Origin of the sequence: Pseudomonas sp. ESBL9, assembly GCF_036668715.1 — a bacterium.
Taxonomy (GTDB): Bacteria; Pseudomonadota; Gammaproteobacteria; order Pseudomonadales; family Pseudomonadaceae; genus Aquipseudomonas; species Aquipseudomonas lundensis.
The window spans coordinates 239,629-256,805 of sequence record NZ_JAZEVV010000005.1 but is presented as its reverse complement, the minus strand read 5'-3'; the positions used below and the strand labels follow the sequence as shown (position 1 = coordinate 256,805).

At 58.1% G+C, this 17,177-nt stretch carries 17 protein-coding genes and 5 tRNA genes; 11 read left to right on the top strand and 11 right to left on the bottom strand.

All coding sequences use genetic code 11. The features are described 5' to 3' along the window. Positions 1-79 precede the first annotated feature (79 nt). Positions 80-1,552, bottom strand: coding sequence for a DUF1631 family protein (locus V6F78_RS16110; RefSeq protein ID WP_047292095.1), 1,473 nt, complete (start codon positions 1,550-1,552; stop codon positions 80-82). A gap of 353 nt (positions 1,553-1,905) precedes the next feature. On the opposite strand from V6F78_RS16110, the gene nadC reads away from it, so the two are divergent. Continuing rightward, positions 1,906-2,754 (top strand): carboxylating nicotinate-nucleotide diphosphorylase, encoded by an 849-nt coding sequence (gene nadC, locus V6F78_RS16105; protein ID WP_047274271.1) that lies wholly within the window; start codon positions 1,906-1,908, stop codon positions 2,752-2,754. 21 nt (positions 2,755-2,775) lie between these two features. On the opposite strand, the gene V6F78_RS16100 is transcribed toward nadC, so the two are convergent. From V6F78_RS16100 to V6F78_RS16085, 4 genes are all read right to left on the bottom strand, one after another. Continuing rightward, on the bottom strand, positions 2,776-3,273 hold the full coding sequence (locus V6F78_RS16100) for a methylated-DNA--[protein]-cysteine S-methyltransferase (protein WP_332727792.1): 498 nt from the start codon (positions 3,271-3,273) through the stop codon (positions 2,776-2,778). A 2-nt stretch (positions 3,274-3,275) separates the two neighbouring features. After that, complete coding sequence (locus V6F78_RS16095; RefSeq protein ID WP_094990473.1) at positions 3,276-4,775, bottom strand: DNA-3-methyladenine glycosylase 2 family protein; 1,500 nt, start codon at positions 4,773-4,775, stop codon at positions 3,276-3,278. Between the two features lie 146 nt (positions 4,776-4,921). Next, positions 4,922-4,997: transfer RNA gene (locus V6F78_RS16090), tRNA-Thr, on the bottom strand. Between the two features lie 46 nt (positions 4,998-5,043). After that, complete coding sequence (locus V6F78_RS16085) at positions 5,044-5,451, bottom strand: pilin (RefSeq protein WP_094990474.1); 408 nt, start codon at positions 5,449-5,451, stop codon at positions 5,044-5,046. Positions 5,452-5,674: 223 nt separating this feature from the next. Here V6F78_RS16085 and V6F78_RS16080 point away from each other — a divergent pair, with 223 nt between their 5' ends. From V6F78_RS16080 to yacG, 4 genes are read left to right on the top strand one after another with little or no spacing between them, the layout of a single operon-like run. Continuing rightward, positions 5,675-6,880 (top strand): type II secretion system F family protein, encoded by a 1,206-nt coding sequence (locus V6F78_RS16080; RefSeq protein ID WP_094990475.1) that lies wholly within the window; start codon positions 5,675-5,677, stop codon positions 6,878-6,880. Between the two features lie 2 nt (positions 6,881-6,882). Continuing rightward, positions 6,883-7,743, top strand: a complete 861-nt coding sequence (locus V6F78_RS16075) for a prepilin peptidase (protein WP_047292059.1) — start codon at positions 6,883-6,885, stop codon at positions 7,741-7,743. A gap of 1 nt (position 7,744) precedes the next feature. Beyond that, positions 7,745-8,368 (top strand): dephospho-CoA kinase, encoded by a 624-nt coding sequence (gene coaE, locus V6F78_RS16070; protein WP_047292058.1) that lies wholly within the window; start codon positions 7,745-7,747, stop codon positions 8,366-8,368. Then, on the top strand, positions 8,365-8,568 hold the full coding sequence (gene yacG / locus V6F78_RS16065; RefSeq protein ID WP_047292056.1) for a DNA gyrase inhibitor YacG: 204 nt from the start codon (positions 8,365-8,367) through the stop codon (positions 8,566-8,568). Before coaE ends, yacG begins: the two co-directional genes overlap by 4 nt. 64 nt (positions 8,569-8,632) lie before the next feature. On the opposite strand, the gene V6F78_RS16060 is transcribed toward yacG, so the two are convergent. Continuing rightward, positions 8,633-9,322, bottom strand: a complete 690-nt coding sequence (locus tag V6F78_RS16060; RefSeq protein WP_047283079.1) for an energy-coupling factor ABC transporter permease — start codon at positions 9,320-9,322, stop codon at positions 8,633-8,635. Positions 9,323-9,452: 130 nt separating this feature from the next. On the opposite strand from V6F78_RS16060, the gene V6F78_RS16055 reads away from it, so the two are divergent. The 4 genes from V6F78_RS16055 (at position 9,453) to V6F78_RS16040 (ending at position 12,203) form a co-directional block, all read left to right on the top strand. Continuing rightward, complete coding sequence (locus tag V6F78_RS16055; RefSeq protein WP_047273644.1) at positions 9,453-10,082, top strand: DUF1780 domain-containing protein; 630 nt, start codon at positions 9,453-9,455, stop codon at positions 10,080-10,082. Next, positions 10,079-10,606, top strand: coding sequence for an MOSC domain-containing protein (locus V6F78_RS16050; protein WP_047292054.1), 528 nt, complete (start codon positions 10,079-10,081; stop codon positions 10,604-10,606). The genes V6F78_RS16055 and V6F78_RS16050 overlap by 4 nt, the downstream gene beginning before the upstream one ends. Positions 10,607-10,661: 55 nt before the next feature. After that, positions 10,662-10,835 carry a DUF3094 family protein gene (locus V6F78_RS16045; RefSeq protein ID WP_047273641.1) on the top strand — a complete coding sequence of 58 codons (174 nt, stop codon included), beginning with the start codon at positions 10,662-10,664 and terminating at the stop codon, positions 10,833-10,835. A 66-nt stretch (positions 10,836-10,901) separates the two neighbouring features. Continuing rightward, positions 10,902-12,203 (top strand): NAD(P)/FAD-dependent oxidoreductase, encoded by a 1,302-nt coding sequence (locus V6F78_RS16040; RefSeq protein ID WP_047292053.1) that lies wholly within the window; start codon positions 10,902-10,904, stop codon positions 12,201-12,203. 80 nt (positions 12,204-12,283) lie between these two features. Here the strand turns inward: V6F78_RS16040 and V6F78_RS16035 are convergent, their stop codons facing one another. Further along, positions 12,284-13,681 carry a glutamate decarboxylase gene (locus tag V6F78_RS16035; RefSeq protein WP_070411056.1) on the bottom strand — a complete coding sequence of 466 codons (1,398 nt, stop codon included), beginning with the start codon at positions 13,679-13,681 and terminating at the stop codon, positions 12,284-12,286. A gap of 168 nt (positions 13,682-13,849) precedes the next feature. Between V6F78_RS16035 and glsA the strand changes: the two genes are divergently transcribed. After that, entirely contained in the window at positions 13,850-14,794 is a 945-nt protein-coding gene (gene glsA, locus V6F78_RS16030; RefSeq protein ID WP_047292048.1) for a glutaminase A, read from the top strand. Between the two features lie 23 nt (positions 14,795-14,817). Then, complete coding sequence (locus V6F78_RS16025) at positions 14,818-16,347, top strand: amino acid permease (RefSeq protein ID WP_047273634.1); 1,530 nt, start codon at positions 14,818-14,820, stop codon at positions 16,345-16,347. Positions 16,348-16,608: 261 nt separating this feature from the next. On the opposite strand, the gene V6F78_RS16020 is transcribed toward V6F78_RS16025, so the two are convergent. From V6F78_RS16020 to V6F78_RS16005, 4 genes are all read right to left on the bottom strand, one after another. Beyond that, positions 16,609-16,685: transfer RNA gene (locus V6F78_RS16020), tRNA-Pro, on the bottom strand. A 94-nt stretch (positions 16,686-16,779) separates the two neighbouring features. Further along, positions 16,780-16,855 (bottom strand) — tRNA-Lys (locus V6F78_RS16015). Positions 16,856-16,860: 5 nt separating this feature from the next. Next, positions 16,861-16,937, bottom strand: a tRNA-Pro gene (locus tag V6F78_RS16010). Positions 16,938-16,946: 9 nt separating this feature from the next. Then, a tRNA-Asn gene (locus tag V6F78_RS16005) sits at positions 16,947-17,022 on the bottom strand. Between the last annotated feature and the right edge of the window lie 155 nt (positions 17,023-17,177).

The window sequence follows — 17,177 nt, the reverse complement described above, 5'->3', positions numbered from 1 at the left end:
CGTTGAAAAAACCGAAGACGCAGTATGCCGCGATGCGCGCTTCAATTGGCAGCTATCTATGGCGCTGATGTCGCAGGGGTTACTGCGCGTGGTGCTGGTGCAAGCTGCCAATGACCGATTCCAGTGCGCGATCAAAGAGCAAACGGTCATCCAGCAGCAAAACCTTGCCGCTGCGCAACTGGCCAATCAAGTCAGTGCGGCTTTGTTCCAGCACCTTCAGGCCGGTGCGGTTAACGAAAATATGTTTGCCACCCGGCTCCAGAATGGCAATCAGCTTGCAGCGCAGTCGGAATTCTTCGTTTTCCTGCAATTCGATCCACGTCCCCAGCCGTAACTGGCTGACCAGCAGCAGACCCAGATGGTCTTGCTCATCGAGGGTTTGTGAGGCAGCGAGCGGTTTTTCAGGCGCCTTAAGACGCGCGTGCTCAGCCTCGCGCGTGCGCTGTTCCAACAGCTCGATTCGGCCACGTTCAGCCTGGGTGAAGACCAAAAACTCATGCAGCAACGAATCCAGCAGCGCGGGGTTATCGCCCGAATAAGACGCGAGCTGTTGCACGACGCGCTCAATCTGGCGAAACAGCGGGTCGCTGCGCTCATCGGTGCGCACGTCCCAGCCGATGGCCGCGGCAGCGATCACATTCAACAAACGCCGGGCCGCATGGGTGTCGCAGCTGAAAAAATTCTGATCCCGCTGCGCAATCTTGCGCAAGGGTTCCTGCAATAAAGCAATCTGGCTTTTCAGCGCCGGCGAGACATTTCGATCCTGAGCAATGTACTCAAACAGAAGCCCGACCAGATTCTGCGCTTCTTGCACGTGGGCGGGCGGCGCTGCGGCCTGGGCTCCGCAACAGGCGTCGTTGTCAGCCAGTGAAGGCAGTACGCCCGTGGCAATCAGCAGCTGATTGGCGTCGGCATACAGCTGGCCGGAGTGGCTGAGCAGGTAGGTTTCGAACAGTTGCAGCATGATCAGCTTGACCTTGAGGTCCATGCCCTGCTCACGTTCGGCCTGCAAAAAGTACTCACACAACATGGCCGGCCCCAACGGATTGTTGTGCTCATCCAGCGGCAGGTTACAGAGGGTTGCAAGGCGCTGGGTCAGTTGGCAAAGCGCCATTTGGTCACGCGTCATGACCTGCGCCACCATTGCGTTAACGACTTGCGTGCGCTCCAGGTCATTGGATAACAGAGAGAACGTGCCCTCGACGGGCGCGGCGCCATGCAGGGTGCGCTCACTGACATCAGGCTGGGTCAGTCGGGTAAACGCGTCAAAAAAACGGTCCAGGAACCCGCGTTCAATGTGTTTGCGCTTGAGCCTGACATCGCGCATGGCCTCAAAAAACAGGCTTTGCTCGGCGTCGCTGCGGGCGTTGTCAGCCATGGCAAACAGGGTTTCGTCGGCGTTGTCGAACAGCACTTGCAGGCCGCTCTTGAGTTGCTGCGCGGCCTTGTCATGGACCTGCAACAAAATGACAGGCAGGCGTGCGAGCGGCGAATGCGTCGCCAGCTCCGCTATCGCCTTGTGGGCAGCTCCCACTTTCCCGTCATTGTGCATCCAAGCCTCCTGGAACGATGTGTCGCTTGCGGTGGGCGTGCACGGGACAAAGCCGCTTTTGACGCTCGCAAACAGAAACCAGCCAGCCCAAGATGCGCTCGCCGGAAGATCTGAAATTAGGACTTGATGGCATGTCAAAGCTATGACGCCAATTACAAGGCGCGGATTATCTTGCAAAAGACGCGCCTTGTGCTACCCGACTGGCTGAATCATTTGCCAATCGGTGAAAAAAACGTTTCTGAACCCTAAAAAAACAGCACAGTTGCCGCCGTTTACCCACCGTGCAGCGCGCCACCTTGGGTTCGTTCGCGGCATGGCCCTATAATCGACGCACTTTGTTTGTGGAGTTCGTTATGCCGAATTTACATCTGGCCGATCTCACCGCCGAGATCGAAGCCAACGTACGCCGTGCGCTTGCCGAAGACATTGGGAGCGGCGACATCACTGCGCGGTTGATTCCGGCAGAACGCCTGGCCAAAGCCACGATCATCACCCGCGATGCCGCCGTGATCAGTGGCACCGCATGGGTGGACGCGGTGTTCCGCCAACTGGACCCTCGCGTTGCCGTGCATTGGCAGGTTGTCGATGGCGAACGCGTCAGCCCCAATCAAGTGCTGTTTCACCTCGAAGGCCCGGCCCGCTCTCTGCTCAGCGGCGAGCGCAGTGCGTTGAACTTCCTGCAAATGCTGTCGGGCGTCGCGACCCACGCCCGCCAGTTGGCTGACCATGTGGCCGACACTCAGGTCAAATTGCTCGACACCCGCAAAACCCTGCCGGGTTTGCGTCTGGCGCAAAAGTACGCCGTGACCTGCGGTGGCTGTCATAACCATCGCATTGGCCTGTACGACGCGTTTCTGATCAAGGAAAACCACATTGCCGCCTGCGGCGGCATCGCTCAGGCCATCGACGCCGCGCATAAAATCGCGCCCGGCAAACCGGTGGAGATCGAGGTCGAGAGCCTGGATGAACTCAGAGAAGCGCTGGCCGCAGGGGCTGACATCATCATGCTCGACGAGTTGAGCCTGGACGACATGCGCGAAGCCGTGCGCCTGAACGCGGGCAAAGCCAAGCTGGAAGCCAGCGGCGGCATCAATGAAAGTACGTTGCTGCCCATTGCCCAAACGGGCGTGGACTACATTTCGATTGGCGCCATGACCAAGGATGTCAAAGCGGTCGACCTGTCGATGCGGTTGAGTTTGTAAGGCGCCACCGGCTGCGGCGCATTACGTCAGATCGAAGGGCTGATGCGCCCGCTCATGCTCCAGCAGCCACTGCTTGGCCGCGAGCCCGCCGGCAAAGCCCGTCAGTTTGCCGTTGCTGCCGATCACCCGGTGGCACGGGATGATGATCGGAATCGGGTTACGACCATTGGCTGCGCCCACCGCACGCGACGCGGTGGGCCGCTGGATCTGCTGCGATAACTGGCCGTAACTGGTGGTCACCGCGAAAGGAATGGCGGTCAGTGCTTGCCAGACCTGCTGTTGAAACGGCGTACCTTGTGGCTTGAGCGGCAAATCAAAGGTCAGGCGCTCGCCTGCAAAATACGCGTCCAGCTGTCGGCGCACGTGCGCCAGTTTGTGCGGCGCATGCAGCCAGCCTTCCTCCGGTGCATGCGCCCGGCGTTCACATTCGAAGCGCACTTCTCTCAGGCCCTCATCGTCAGCCACTAAAAACAGCGGACCAATGGGCGACGGCATTTGCGCGTAGTAAATCTGCGTCATGGTTAAACCCTCCGTGCCGCAGCCGCATCGGTGGCTGCGCGCCATAAGTACATCACTGAATAGGCCCGCCATGGCCGCCAGCTTTCGGCCAGTTCGAGCAGGGTTTTAGTGCTCAACGGGGCGCCGTCAGGGTTGGCCTCGCGGCGCAAAATCAGATCGGCCGCCGGGAACGCGTCGGGGTGTTTGAGCACGCGCATGGCAATGTAATGCGCGGTCCACTCACCTATGCCCGGCAGTTGCACCCAGCGACGAATGAAGGTTTCGAGCGGCTGTTCAACCGCGAAATCGACCTGTCCATCGATCAGGGCGCGGGCAATGCCCCGGATCGTATGGATGCGCGCCTGAGTGATACCGAGTTGATCCAGATGGGCGTCGGCCAATTGCTGCGCCGCAGGAAACAGGCGATTGAGCCCGGGGATACCGGGCATTTCAACCGGTGTTCCAAACCGTTGCACGATGCGGCTGGCCAACGTGCGCGCGGCGGCCACGCTCACTTGCTGGCCCAACACCGCCCGTACGGCCACCTCAAAGCCATCCCAACCGCCGGGCAAACGCAAGCCCGGGTAGCGTTCGACCAGCGGGGCGAGTGACGGGCTGGCGCCGAGTGTATGCGCAATGGCCTGAGGGTCGGCATCCAGATCGAACATGCGCCGAATGCGGGTAATCACGTTAAGGAGTTGGGCCGGCGCGACGTTGTACAACTCCAGGCGCAAGGCATGCTGCCCCGCCGGCGCGGCGCTGACCCGCAGCCAGCCGGGCGATTGCGCCGGGCCGAACACTCGCTGATAACTCTGGGCGTCCACAGACTCGATACCCGGCAACGCACGATTGAACAGGAAACCCAGCACGGCCTTGAAGTCGTAGGGCGGGCGATAGCCAAGGCGCAGCACCATGGCCGCATCGGCCCGAATGGCTGGGCTGCGCCTGAATGCGCGAGGCTCGGCATGGTTGGCTTCGGCAAACGCCGAATTGAAACGCCGTACACTGCCGAACCCCGAAGCCAGAGCGACGTCAGTGATCGACAATGCGGTTTCGGTCAGCAGTTGTTTGGCAAACAACAACCGTTGGGTGGCATGCACCGCGATGGGTGGCGCCCCCAGGTATTTCACGAACAAGCGGCGTAACTGCCGAGCCCCTACATTCAAACGTTCGGCCAACGCATCCAGCGGGTGATCGGCTAAAAAACCTTCGTTGATCAGCTTCAGGGCACGCGTCACCAAGTGCTCGCTGTGCGACCACAACAGATTGCCCGGCGCCAGCTCGGGGCGACAGCGCAAACAGGGACGAAACCCCTGGGCCTGAGCCGCCGCCGCACTGGCGTAATACACCACGTTCTCAGCCTTGGGCGCACGGGCCGGGCAGACGGGACGGCAGTAAATACGCGTGGTAAGCACGGCCGTGAAAAACACCCCGTCAAACCGCGCATCGCGGCTCAACCGGGCGATTTCGCAGGCGGCGGTAGACGGTGTCAGCGCGGTGTGGGGCGAGTCGTGTGTGTTCATGGCCCGCACAATAGCACCGGACTTTTGGTGAATCTCGCCATTTTCGGACGTTAATGTTGACCGCCGATCAGGTCACCCTGGCGCCTTGAACCGGCCAAACGCGCCCCATAAAAAACGCCCTGCTGAAGACAGGGCGTTTTATTGACTGGTGCCGGAGACAGGAATCGAACCTGCGACCTTCGCGTTACGAGTGCGCTGCTCTACCGACTGAGCTACACCGGCGGTGGCAGCAAAACTATCACTGCCAATGAAATCGGGCAATTCGTGGCTATTTGCAGGCACCGCTGGTCAGGCACGTGCCGCTTTGGGTCCAGACCAGCGCATTACCAGCGCCACTCAAGGCCGGGACCATGACGCTGGTCCAGCCGCCAGCCGCTTGAGTACCGGTCATGGCGATCACACCATCAATCACGGTCATGCCGGCAGCGAGGTTGTCGGTGGCATCTGCGGGGCCGGGTATGCCGTGGGTGCCCGCATCGCATTGGGCCAGATCATTGGTTTCGCTAAAGCACAGTGCAACCGCCGTTTTGTAGCTGTTGCCGAGCGTGTTCACCTCAGCAAACCGCGCTTTCATGGTGTGGTCGTTGTAAGCAGGCAATGCAAAAGACGCGATCAGACCGATGATCGCTACCACGATCATCAGCTCAATCAAGGTAATGCCCTGTTGTTGTTTCATGTACGGCCTCCGAAAAATAAGTCGCCGCCCGGCGACCCGATGCAAGGTCAACGCTGAGCCGCTAAAAAAGTGCGCACAGGCTACCAAGGTTCGTTGTCAGAAGCTTCTGAACAACAGCGTTTGACACCTTTGGAATTGCACTGGCACAGGTGACGACTGTGGCGCTGTCTAGTCTTTGACATGCACGGCGCAACTGAACGCGCCACTGTTCAAGGACGACAGCATGGTCGACACGTATTTGTATCGCTGGGAAGGCAAGGATGCCCACGGCGCCACTCACACCGGGGAACTCAGCGCCAGCGGGCACGCCCAACTTCGCGCCCAATTGCGGCGCAAAGGGATCACGGTGCGCAGCATTCGGCGTCAACGCCCCTCACGCCGTCGCGCTGGCAGGTCTGTCAACGCGTCAGACATCACCCTGTTCAGTCGCCAACTGGCGACGCTGATCCAGTCGGGCGTGCCTCTTTTGCAAGCGCTAGAGGTGATTGGCAAAGGGTTCGAACAGTGCGCCATGCGCCAACTGATGATCGAACTGACGCGGGACATTGCCGCCGGAACCAGCCTCACCGCCGCCCTGCGTAACAAACCGGAGCACTTCGACACGCTGTTCTGCAATCTGGTGGAAGCCGGGGAACAAGCTGGCGCGCTGGAGGTGATGCTGCAACGTATCGCGACCTACAAGGAAAAATCCGACGCGCTGAAGAAGAAGATCAAAAAAGCCATGACGTATCCCATCGCCGTGTTACTGGTGGCATTAGTGGTCAGCAGCATCCTGTTGATAAAAGTCGTGCCGCAATTTCAGGGGGTGTTTGCTTCGTTCAATGCGCAACTCCCCGTCTTTACCTTGTGGGTGATTGGCATGTCTGAGGCATTGCAACGCCACGGCCTTTGGCTTTTACTGGGCACCGCTGGCGCTGCCGTGATCGTCCGTCATCGTTACAAGGCCTCAGCCACCCTGCGCCATCGACTGGACGCCCTGTTGCTGAAAATTCCTGTCACGGGGCAGTTGTTACACCTGTCTGCGATTGCCCGATTTGCCCGCACCCTTTCCACCACCCTGGCCGCCGGCGTGCCTTTGCTCGACGCGCTGGACTCAGTCGCAGGCGCGACGGGCAACAGCGTGCTGAAAGAGGCCGTGCTGCGGCTCAAGCAACACGTTGCCACGGGTACGCAGATTCATGTGGCCATGAGCAGCAGTGGCGCATTCCCGGACATGGCGATTCAGATGACAGCCATTGGCGAAGAGTCCGGCACACTGGACAGCATGCTCAATCACGTAGCCACCTATTATGAGAGCGAGGTCGACACCCTCGTCGATAACCTGACAACGCTGATGGAGCCCGCAATCATGGTGGTACTGGGGATTGTGGTGGGCGGTCTGGTCATTGCCATGTATTTACCGATTTTCAAACTGGGCCAAGTGATTTGAGCATGATCGATTTTTTAAGCATCCACCCTGCTGCGTTAATCGCGGGTGCCTTGTTGCTGGGCCTGTTGGTCGGCAGTTTCCTGAACGTACTGGTCTGGCGATTGCCGAAAATGCTTGAGCAGGACTGGCAGGCTCAGGCCCGTGAAGTGCTTGAGCTTGCCCCTGCGGACGATAAAACGACCTACAACCTGTGCCTGCCGGCGTCTCACTGCCCTGAATGCCAGCACCGCTTACGCCCCTGGGAGAACATCCCGCTGCTCAGTTATGCGCTCTTGCGCGGCAAGTGCTCGCAGTGCAAAACCCGCATCAGCCCCCGCTACCCCCTGACCGAACTGGCGTGCGGCCTCGTGTCTGGCTTTATTGCCTGGCATTTTGGCTTGACCCCTCAGGCTGGCTGGATGCTGTTGCTGACTTGGGGCCTGATTGCCATTTGCCTGATCGACGCCCGGCATCAAATCGTGCCCGATGTGCTGGTACTGCCTTTGCTATGGCTCGGACTGCTGCTCAACAGCTTCGAACTTTTCACCACGCTGTCACAGGCCGTTTGGGGGGCAGCGCTGGGTTACCTGAGCTTGTGGTCGATTTTTTGGCTGTTCAAATGGATGACGGGCAAGGACGGCATGGGCCATGGGGATTTCAAGTTGCTGGCCCTGTTTGGCGCGTGGGGGGGCGTATCGGTATTACCGTTAACGATCCTGTTGTCATCGCTGGTCGGGGCACTGGTGGGCGTCGGTTTGCTGCTGTTGCGCCGCGCTCATCGCGCGACGGCCATCCCCTTTGCCCCCTATCTGGCCATTGCCGGGTGGATTGCATTGCTCTGGGGTGGTCAAATGACCGCTTTCTATTGGCAACTTGCGACGTGAAATGAATACCGCATCTTCCAAACCCTGGATTCTGGGCCTGACCGGCGGGATCGGCAGCGGCAAAAGCGCGGCGGCCGAGCACTTTGCCGCGCTGGGCGTTCATGTTGTGGATGCCGACCACGCGGCACGCTGGGTGGTCGAACCGGGCCGTGCGGCGCTGAAAAAAATCGCTGAGCACTTCGGTGCCGATGTTTTGCAGCCCGACGGGCAACTGGATCGCGGCGCCCTGCGCACACTGATTTTTGCCGACCCGCAGCAACGCCTTTGGCTGGAGGCTCTGCTACACCCGTTGATCCGCGATGAGATTGCTCAGAACCTGGCTCAGGCGACATCGCCCTATGCGATCCTGGTATCGCCGTTGCTGGTCGAATCCGGGCAACACGCGACGACCCAGCGGGTGCTGGTCATTGATGCTCCCCAAGCCCTGCAAATTCAGCGAACCCTGTTGCGCGACAACACCAGCGAAGATCAAGTCCGGGCCATTCTCAAGGCACAGGCCAGTCGTGAAGAACGCCTGCGCCATGCCGATGATGTGCTGGTCAACGACAACGATTTGAAGGCGTTACAGACGGAAGTCGAGCGCTTGCATCACTACTATTTAACTTTGCGTGGAGGCCAATCATGACCAAACCAATGACCGTAGACTGCCCGACGTGCGGCACTGCCGTGGAGTGGGCCCCTGCCAGTGCATTCCGGCCTTTCTGCTCGGACCGTTGCAAACTCATCGATCTGGGCGCATGGGCCAGTGAAGAACACAAAATCCCGGTCAGCCCGGATGCAGAAGAGGACATGTTTTCAGAAGAGTTGACGCCGCGTATTCATTGATTCGCGCTGCTGCCCAAGGCTGCGAGCCATTCAACCGACCCGCTCGCAGCCTCTTGGAAGCAGGTTATTTGTTGGGTCCGTCATCCTTCCATGGCGCTGCGAGGTAACGCGTGCGATTGAAGGTTTCAAGCCACTCCGGGCAAAACACCACCAGCGCCGTGACCAGCATCCCGTTGATAAACGCCTCGGGAAAGATGATCAACCAGAGATAACCGATAAAGTCCTCCAACCATTCCGGCATGACAAACAGGCCATCCAGCCACAGCACGCCCAGGCCCGCCAACAAACACAGCAAGGCCGCCAGCGCCGCTGCAAAAAAACCTGAGCAAAAAATGTACACAAACGGGTTACGTGGTTGCGCGCGCTCGACCAGGTGCGCGCAGGCCTCCGTGACGGCAATGGGCAACAGAATCAACAGCACGCCATTGATGCCCATTGCAGCCAGATCCTGCCGCCCCAACAGAACCAGTCCTATTTGCGCCATCAACGCGCCGACAATGGCCAGCGGCCAGTCCAGCAGCAAAGTGACGACTGTCAGGCCGATAAAGTGATAGGAGACGCCGGTGTCAAAATCGCGACGCACCAGCCACAGCAAGAACAGCGCGAACACCGTGCCAAACAGCAAATGCTGACGCCGCGTGTCGGCAAACAGTTCGACCCACGGCGCCCGCAGGATGGCCCACAGCACTACAGGCACGTACAGCAACCAGCCGATCACCATCGTTGGCGCAGATAACACCTGGCTGGTAATCATGCACGCACCTCCCACTCAACCGTGTTCACGTACACCGCTCTACCCTCCCTGTCAGATGACCCTGTATGTCATGCGGCTCAGTCTACACCCGCACTTCCAGTCACACCTGTTTCGAGGCTAAGCTGCGCCCATGGACGACTCTGATTATTTACGCCTGTTAACCATTCAGGCCGAGCAAGCCAATGCCTTTTTGTCTAATGCCCGCAAATGGGAGCGTGAGCGTTGGGTCTGCCAGCGCCTGCTGCAAGGCTTGAACATTAGCTACCACACGCAAGATTTCACACAGCCCGATCAGGAACCGCCTGATGTGCTGTTTCGCGATGCACGCTTTGAAGTGTTTTTTGTGCTCGACGAAGGGCGACGTCTCAGTGATGAATGGCGTGACGAGCTGCAACGTCGCCGCAATGCCTACTCACTGAGTCAGCTCGTGCGCCGCGAGGCCCGCCCCAAACGTATTCCGGCCAGCAAGTTACTGCAACGGCTGGGGCCGACGCTGCACAAAAAAGCCACCAATTACCGTGAACGCGACCTTGATCTCGGGCAGTTGGACATCATTGCGTTTTCCAGCCTCAAGCGCGAAGTGCTCGATCTCAACAGCCACTTCCCGCCACCGACCGAGTATTTGCGCATGGGCTGGCGCTCACTGTCACTGGTTGGACCGACGTTCGCCCGGGTGCTGTTTGCACAACCCGACGCCCCTGACTTTTTGCGCGGCAATTTGGGGCGCAGCATTATTTTCGATGTCGGGATCAGCCTGTGAGCCCGTTGCAAGAACTGATGGCTGAAGTGCCGCAAACCGGTCGCGTACGCTGGATTGGGGTCCGCCCGCAATCACGCGCCGACCTGGTGATACTGGACGCTGTGGAGGCGCGTCGCGAAGCCGGACTGACGGGCGATCATGCCCGGTCCGGTGCGCGCAATGCACGGCAAGTCACGTTGATTCAGTGGGAACACTTAGCGGTGATCAACGCTTTGCTGGGGCGCCCCACCGAAAACCCGGTATTACCTCAGGATTTGCGGCGCAACATCGTGGTTAGCGGCATCAATTTGTTCAGCCTCAAAGGCCGACGCTTTCGCATCGGACGCGCAATATTCGAGACCACCGGCTGGTGCCAACCGTGCGCCCGACTGGAGCTACGACTCGGCGCGGGCACATTCCAGGCGGTACGTGGTCACGGGGGCATTACGGCAAGGGTTATAGAAAGCGGGATCATTCGTCTAGACGACGAACTGCGGGTCGAGCCTTTGGGTCCCAACGGCTATGCTTCCTTTCATCCCGGTTAACCCTTTGCTGTAGCTTTTACACATTCCGCAACGTCTATCTGACGAGGCAAACTCTATGTCCAGTCGCCTGAAACCAGATGACCAACAGCGTGTCGAAGAGTACCTGCAACTGCCACAACACCAAGTTGAGCGCCGGCCCTTCAGGCCGTGGATGCTCCTTGGCGTGGTGCTGATTGTGGTGATCGGTCTGGGCTTTTTGAGCCGCCTCCTGAGTTACCTGGCACTATGAGCTGCAGTGCGCTCGCCCACGGGACTCAGGCACAGAATTTTTTTTCAAGCCTTGTGAGTGATACCTATGTCCCATCGTATTGTGATTGTCGGCGGCGGCGCCGGCGGCCTGGAGTTGGCGACCCGCCTGGGCAAAACCCTGGGTAAGCGCGGCAAAGCCAGCGTAACGCTGGTCGATGCCAACCTGACCCATATCTGGAAACCGCTGCTGCATGAAGTGGCCGCCGGTTCGTTGAACTCCTCCGAAGACGAACTCAACTACGTCGCCCAAGCCAAATGGAATCACTTTGAGTTCCAGTTGGGCCGCATGAGTGGTCTTGATCGCGAGCTGAAAAAGATCTCATTGTCGGCAACCCTCGACGAAAAAGGCGAAGAGCTAGTGCCTGCCCGTGAACTGGGCTACGACACGCTGGTGATCGCAGTGGGCAGTACCACCAACGATTTCGGCACCCAAGGCGCGGCCGAGCACTGCCTGTTCTTGGACACGCGCAAACAAGCCGAAAAATTCCACCAGCAATTGTTGAACCACTACTTGCGCGCGCATGCGGGGCAAACCGATGCGATTGAAAAAATCAGCGTGGCCATCGTGGGTGCGGGCGCAACGGGTGTCGAGCTGGCAGCCGAACTGCACAACGCGGCCCATGAACTGGCGGCTTATGGCCTGGACCGTATCAAACCGGAAAACATGCACATCACTGTGATCGAAGCTGGGCCCCGCGTACTGCCGGCGCTGCCCGAGCGCATCGGTGGGCCTGTGCATAAGACGCTAGAGAAACTGGGCGTTACCGTCCTGACCAATTCGGCCGTGAGCGAGGTGACGGCTGACAGCCTGATCACTAAAGAAGGCCAAGTGATTCCCGCGAGCTTGAAGGTATGGGCCGCCGGTATTCGTGCGCCCGGTTTCTTGCAAGATATTGCCGGGCTGGAAACCAACCGCATTAACCAGTTGGTCGTGCGCCCTACCCTGCAAACCACCCGCGATGACAATATTTTTGCGTTTGGCGATTGCGCGGCTTGCCCGCAACCGGGCACTGACCGGATGGTGCCGCCTCGCGCACAAGCCGCTCACCAGCAAGCGTCACTGTTGGCCAAATCGCTGAAGATGCGCCTTGAAGGCAAAACAAACCTGCCCGATTACCACTACCGCGATTACGGCTCGCTGATCTCACTGTCGAGTTTTTCAGCTGTGGGTAACTTGATGGGCAGCCTGATGGGCACGGTCATGCTCGAAGGCTGGCTGGCGCGGATGTTCTACATCTCGCTGTACCGCATGCACCAAATGGCGCTTTACGGCACATTCCGCACATTGATGCTGATGCTGGGCAGCCGCATCGGACGCGGCACGGAGCCACGCCTGAAACTGCATTGACCCCACCCGTCGCCGCGGCGGCCATGCGTCAAAGCTGCGAGGCATGAAGCTCGCAGCTTTGATAGCAACGCACACGGTCATCAGCGTCCTGCGTGATTACCCGCCTCGGCTTCACGGCCTTTGAACCCGTGGGGCTGATGCTCATCAAAAAACTTGATGTCCCGCTCAAAGTCCGCCAACAACAGTTTGGCCATGTCGATCGACAGCCCCTGACGTACCAGAATCCGTTGCACTACGACGTTTTCAACATTGGCCGGCAGGCTATAGGCCGGGACTAGCCAGCCCCTTACCCGCAATCGATCTGCCAGATCGTAAAGCGAGAAGTTGGTTTTCACGCCGGGCTTTAAACGCCAGGTCAGCGCCGGGATGCCCAGTTGTGGATCGCCGTTGTACAGCATTTCAAACGGCCCGATCTTCACCAGTTCACGGGCCAGAAATTGCGCCGTTTCGTAACACGCCGAATGAATGCGCTCATACCCTTCACGCCCCAACCGCAAAAAGTTGTAGTACTGCGCAATGATCTGCCCGGCCGGGCGTGAAAAATTGAGGGCAAACGTCGGCATATCGCCCCCCAAATAGTTGACGTGGAATATCAGACCTTCCGGCAGATCCTGCACGTCTCGCCACACTACCCAGCCCGCCCCTAAAGGCGCCAGGCCGAATTTATGCCCGGAAGTGCTGATGGATTTGACGCGCGACAAACGGAAATCCCACTCAATATCCGGGGCACAAAATGGAGCCAGCATGGCGCCGCTGGCGCCGTCGACATGAATCGCCACATTCAGGCCATTGCGTTTTTCCAGATCATCCAGTGCATCGGACAGCGGCTTCACGGTTTCATACAGGCCGGTAAACGTCTGACCAAACGTCGGCACCACCACGATGGTGTTTTCATCAATGCGCTCAAGCATGTCCTCGGGGGTCATGAACCATTGCCCGTCTGACATGGGCACTTCACGGATTTCAATGTCCCAATAACGCGCAAATTTGTGCCAACAGACTTGCACCGGGCCGCACACCATGTTCGGGGTGGTGGTCTGTTTGCCCGCTGCTTTGCGGGCCGCTCGCCAACGCCACAATGCTGCCAGACCACCCAACATGCAGGCTTCACTGGAACCTACTGTCGAGGTGCCGATGGTGGTCGCAGCAGAGGGTGAATGCCAAAGATCCGCCAGCATATGAATGCAGCGACTTTCGAGTTCAGCCGATTGGGGGTATTCGTCCTTGTCGATCATGTTCTTGTCGATGGACAGGTCCATGAGCTTGTGAACTTCATCCTCCTCCCAAGTCTGACAGAAGGTCGCAAGGTTCTGGCGGGCGTTACCGTCCAGATACAGCTCATCATGGACCAGCTGGTAAACCTCGCGCGCAGACTGCTCGGCTTCGGGGAACAGTTTGGTTGCCGCGGCATGCGCCAATGCCGATGAACCAAAAACGGGATCCGTGTCGCTATGACGTTTGGTGCGGTGCAGCGCCATGGGAACTCTCCTTGAATGATGGACCGTGGCTGGCCGACCTCCTCATTTCTGGCTCAGCGTAGGGCTAAGAGCATAGCCAAGCATTTTGACTTTGCCCTGCCTGCGGGCATGTCTGGAAATTCCGTCCTATAGTTGCCGGCGACCCAACGCACACACGGAGTGAGCGCAATGAAAACACAACCCCTGACAGTTGACGGTTCAGTAACCCACGCATTGCATGAAGCCCATCAACGTTTTGCCAATAACCACCACGGAAAAAACGCCAGTTACATCCCGTATCTGGCCTCGGTCCCGGCCAACCTGTTCGGCATCAGCATCATGTTTTGTGATGGCACCCATGCCGAAGTTGGCGACACCGATTACGCCTTTGCCATTGAATCGATTTCAAAAGTGTTCACGCTCGCCCATGTGCTGGATGACATCGGCCCGCAGTCTTTGCGCAGCAAGATTGGCTGCGACCCGACTGGCGAACCCTTCAACTCGGTCATAGCCCTTGAACTTCACAAGGGAAAACCGCTTAACCCTTTCGTCAACGCCGGAGCCATGGCCACTGTCAGCTTGCTCAAGGCCGAAAATGCAACCGCGCGCTGGGCGCAGATTGAGTCTACGTACCAGGCCTTCGCCGGACGCGATCTGACCGTCAACGAAGAGGTGTACGCCTCTGAAGCCTCGACCAATCAGCACAATCGCGGCATTGCCTGGCTGCTTCAAAGCTACGGTTATCTGTATGCCGACCCAATGGAGGTGTGCGATGTGTATACCCGCCAATGCTCGGTTGCGATCACCTGCCATGACTTGGTCACGATGGGGGCAACACTGGCCAATGGCGGGGTTAACCCGGTTACCAACACGCGCGTTGTCGCGGCCAAAACCATTGCTCCCATCCTCGCGGAAATGACCCTGAACGGCCTGTATGACACCACGGGCGACTGGTATTACAAGGTTGGATTGCCGGGCAAAAGCGGAGTGGGCGGCGGGATTCTGGCAGTGGTGCCGGGAGTCTGTGCGATCGCCGCTTTTGCTCCACCGCTGGATGTTGCGGGCAACAGCGTGCGTGGCCAACTGGCTGCCGAACACCTTAGCCGCACGCTCAATTTGAGCTTGCTGCACTGACGAAAAATGTGAAGGGAGGCGATATGGCTACCACCAGTAAAGCTAAAACTTACATGTCATGGCTGACCATCTGTTTCATGATGGTTGCCGCTGTTGCCAGTATTCGTTCATTGCCCAGCATGGCTGTTTACGGCCTGGGTTCGATTTTTCTCTATGTCATCCCGGCGTTACTGTTTTTTATCCCCGTGTCATTGGTTGCGTCTGAACTGGGCACCGGCTGGAACGGCGGGATTTATGGCTGGGTCCGACAAGCCTATGGTGACCGACCCGGGTTTTTCATCATGTGGTTCATGTGGATTCAGGTGGTGGTGTGGTACCCGATAGTGCTCGGGTTCGGAGCCAGCACGATGGCGTACCTGATTAACCCGGAACTGGCCAAGAGCGGGGTGTTCACGGCTGCGGTGATTATTGTGCTGTATTGGCTGTCGACGTTCGTTGCCCTCAACGGCCTGACAACTCTGTCGAAGCTGACGTCGTGGTTCATGCTTTTGGGGACGGCACTGCCAGCCGCGTTGCTGGTACTGTTGGGCGTAGCCTGGCTGGTACTGGGACACAAATCGGCTGCGCCCTTAACCTGGGACGCGTTGATTCCAGCGATTTTCGACACGCACTCCACCGTAAAAACAGGTTCGCACAACCTGCATCCGGATTTGTGGCGTGAGTTCACAGGCGCCATCACTGGTCTGGTGTTGATTGTCAGCAACTTCCTGGCGTTTGCCGGTATCGAAATGAACGCCATTCACGCTCGGGAACTGCGCAATCCGCAAAAGGAAATGCCCCGCGCAATTCTGCTGGCCTTCTTTATGATTCTGTTGGTGTTTATCCCCCCGACGGTCGCGATTTCACTGGTGGTACCGGCGGACTCCACGAGCCTGACGGCGGGCGTTATTCAGGCTTACGCGGCCTTCTTCGAAGGCTTCAATATGCCCTGGGCCACGCCAATCATGGCCATTTTGCTGATCATCGGTGCATTGGGCGGGGTACTGGCGTGGACGGCCGGACCTTCCACCGGTCTGTTGTTTGTGGGTAAGGCGGGAATGCTTCCACCGGTGATGCAAAAAGTGAACAGCAAAGGCGTGCAGAAGAACATTTTGTATTTACAAGCGCTCATCGTGACGCTGCTCTCGACAATTTACATCTTCATCGACAACGTATCCGATGCGTTCTGGATGATCAGCGCCATGGCTGCACTGATGTACCTGATCATTTACGTGTTCATGTTTATGTCCGCCATGAAGCTGCGTAAAACCCAGCCAGACGTTAAACGCGGTTACGTGCTCAAAGGGCTGCATGGCTGGTGCTACCTGGGGTTGTTTTCAACCTGTGTGGCCTTGATTTTCGGGTTTATTCCACCGAATAACTTCAGCAGCATGCCGTTCTTTGAATATGCAGGAATTTTATTGCTGGGCTTGATCGTGGCAGGTACACCCCCGTTTATCTTCTACGCCCTGCGTAAGCCATCATGGCAGATGGTGCCCAAGTCTGAGGCCGATCAATATTCGGCAGCGTTGCAGGACTTGCAGGATGCAGACGAAAAGGGAGTTAACCGCTAGCACAGAACGCTCCCGCGGCCGTTGCCTATGGGAGCGTCGCCTGCGAACCCTGCCCCCAGGGTCTGCAGGCGTGCATTGGCGACTGCAGCGCTCTGGAACGTAGCTTCGGGGGCTACGGTTCGCCATGACCAAGAGCCAGTACCCAGCACAATGGTTTTTTTGAAGCAAAAAAAAAGCGTCCCTAAGGACGCTTTTTTCATGGCGCTGATGCGATTGGCATCAGCGCCTTATTTTCTACACCCATTACTGCCGGGCAGAAAATGGTCGGGGTAGGGGGATTCGAACTCCCGACATCCTGCTCCCAAAGCAGGCGCGCTACCGGACTGCGCTATACCCCGGTAAAAAAAAGGCACCTTCAAAGAGGCGCCTTCTGCGATCAGCGCTTTTGGCCTCTGATCTTAAGATCTAACCCCAGCGAACTGGAGCCAAAAATGGTGGGTCGTGTGGGATTCGAACCTACGACCAATTGGTTAAAAGCCAACTGCTCTACCAACTGAGCTAACGACCCAAAAATGGTCGGGGTAAGGGGATTCGAACTCCTGACATCCTGCTCCCAAAGCAGGCGCGCTACCGGACTGCGCTATACCCCGGCTTGAAAATGGCTCCACGACCTGGACTCGAACCAGGGACCCAATGATTAACAGTCATTTGCTCTACCAACTGAGCTATCGCGGAACTACATATTTCAATCTACTACGATGTTGCTTTACTACTTTGTAACTCTTTGCAATTCTCGTTGACTTCAGCGCATCGCTGCGTTGTCGTCTCTGAGGCGGGCCATTCTACAACCTTTCAAACCCTTGTCAACCATTTTTTTTCGTTAGAAGACA

Excerpts from the sequence above, each read along its gene's own strand:
- glsA (WP_047292048.1), top strand. The coding sequence starts at position 13,850 with ATGAAAACACAACCCCTGACAGTTGACGGTTCAGTAACCCACGCATTG.
- V6F78_RS16100 (WP_332727792.1), bottom strand. The coding sequence starts at position 3,273 with ATGACGCAGATTTACTACGCGCAAATGCCGTCGCCCATTGGTCCGCTG.
- V6F78_RS16110 (WP_047292095.1), bottom strand. The coding sequence starts at position 1,552 with ATGCACAATGACGGGAAAGTGGGAGCTGCCCACAAGGCGATAGCGGAG.
- V6F78_RS16035 (WP_070411056.1), bottom strand. The coding sequence starts at position 13,681 with ATGGCGCTGCACCGCACCAAACGTCATAGCGACACGGATCCCGTTTTT.
- V6F78_RS16055 (WP_047273644.1), top strand. The coding sequence starts at position 9,453 with ATGGACGACTCTGATTATTTACGCCTGTTAACCATTCAGGCCGAGCAA.
- yacG (WP_047292056.1), top strand. The coding sequence starts at position 8,365 with ATGACCAAACCAATGACCGTAGACTGCCCGACGTGCGGCACTGCCGTG.
- V6F78_RS16060 (WP_047283079.1), bottom strand. The coding sequence starts at position 9,322 with ATGATTACCAGCCAGGTGTTATCTGCGCCAACGATGGTGATCGGCTGG.
- V6F78_RS16085 (WP_094990474.1), bottom strand. The coding sequence starts at position 5,451 with ATGAAACAACAACAGGGCATTACCTTGATTGAGCTGATGATCGTGGTA.
- V6F78_RS16095 (WP_094990473.1), bottom strand. The coding sequence starts at position 4,775 with ATGAACACACACGACTCGCCCCACACCGCGCTGACACCGTCTACCGCC.
- V6F78_RS16080 (WP_094990475.1), top strand. The coding sequence starts at position 5,675 with ATGGTCGACACGTATTTGTATCGCTGGGAAGGCAAGGATGCCCACGGC.
- coaE (WP_047292058.1), top strand. The coding sequence starts at position 7,745 with ATGAATACCGCATCTTCCAAACCCTGGATTCTGGGCCTGACCGGCGGG.
- V6F78_RS16025 (WP_047273634.1), top strand. The coding sequence starts at position 14,818 with ATGGCTACCACCAGTAAAGCTAAAACTTACATGTCATGGCTGACCATC.
- V6F78_RS16045 (WP_047273641.1), top strand. The coding sequence starts at position 10,662 with ATGTCCAGTCGCCTGAAACCAGATGACCAACAGCGTGTCGAAGAGTAC.
- nadC (WP_047274271.1), top strand. The coding sequence starts at position 1,906 with ATGCCGAATTTACATCTGGCCGATCTCACCGCCGAGATCGAAGCCAAC.
- V6F78_RS16040 (WP_047292053.1), top strand. The coding sequence starts at position 10,902 with ATGTCCCATCGTATTGTGATTGTCGGCGGCGGCGCCGGCGGCCTGGAG.
- V6F78_RS16075 (WP_047292059.1), top strand. The coding sequence starts at position 6,883 with ATGATCGATTTTTTAAGCATCCACCCTGCTGCGTTAATCGCGGGTGCC.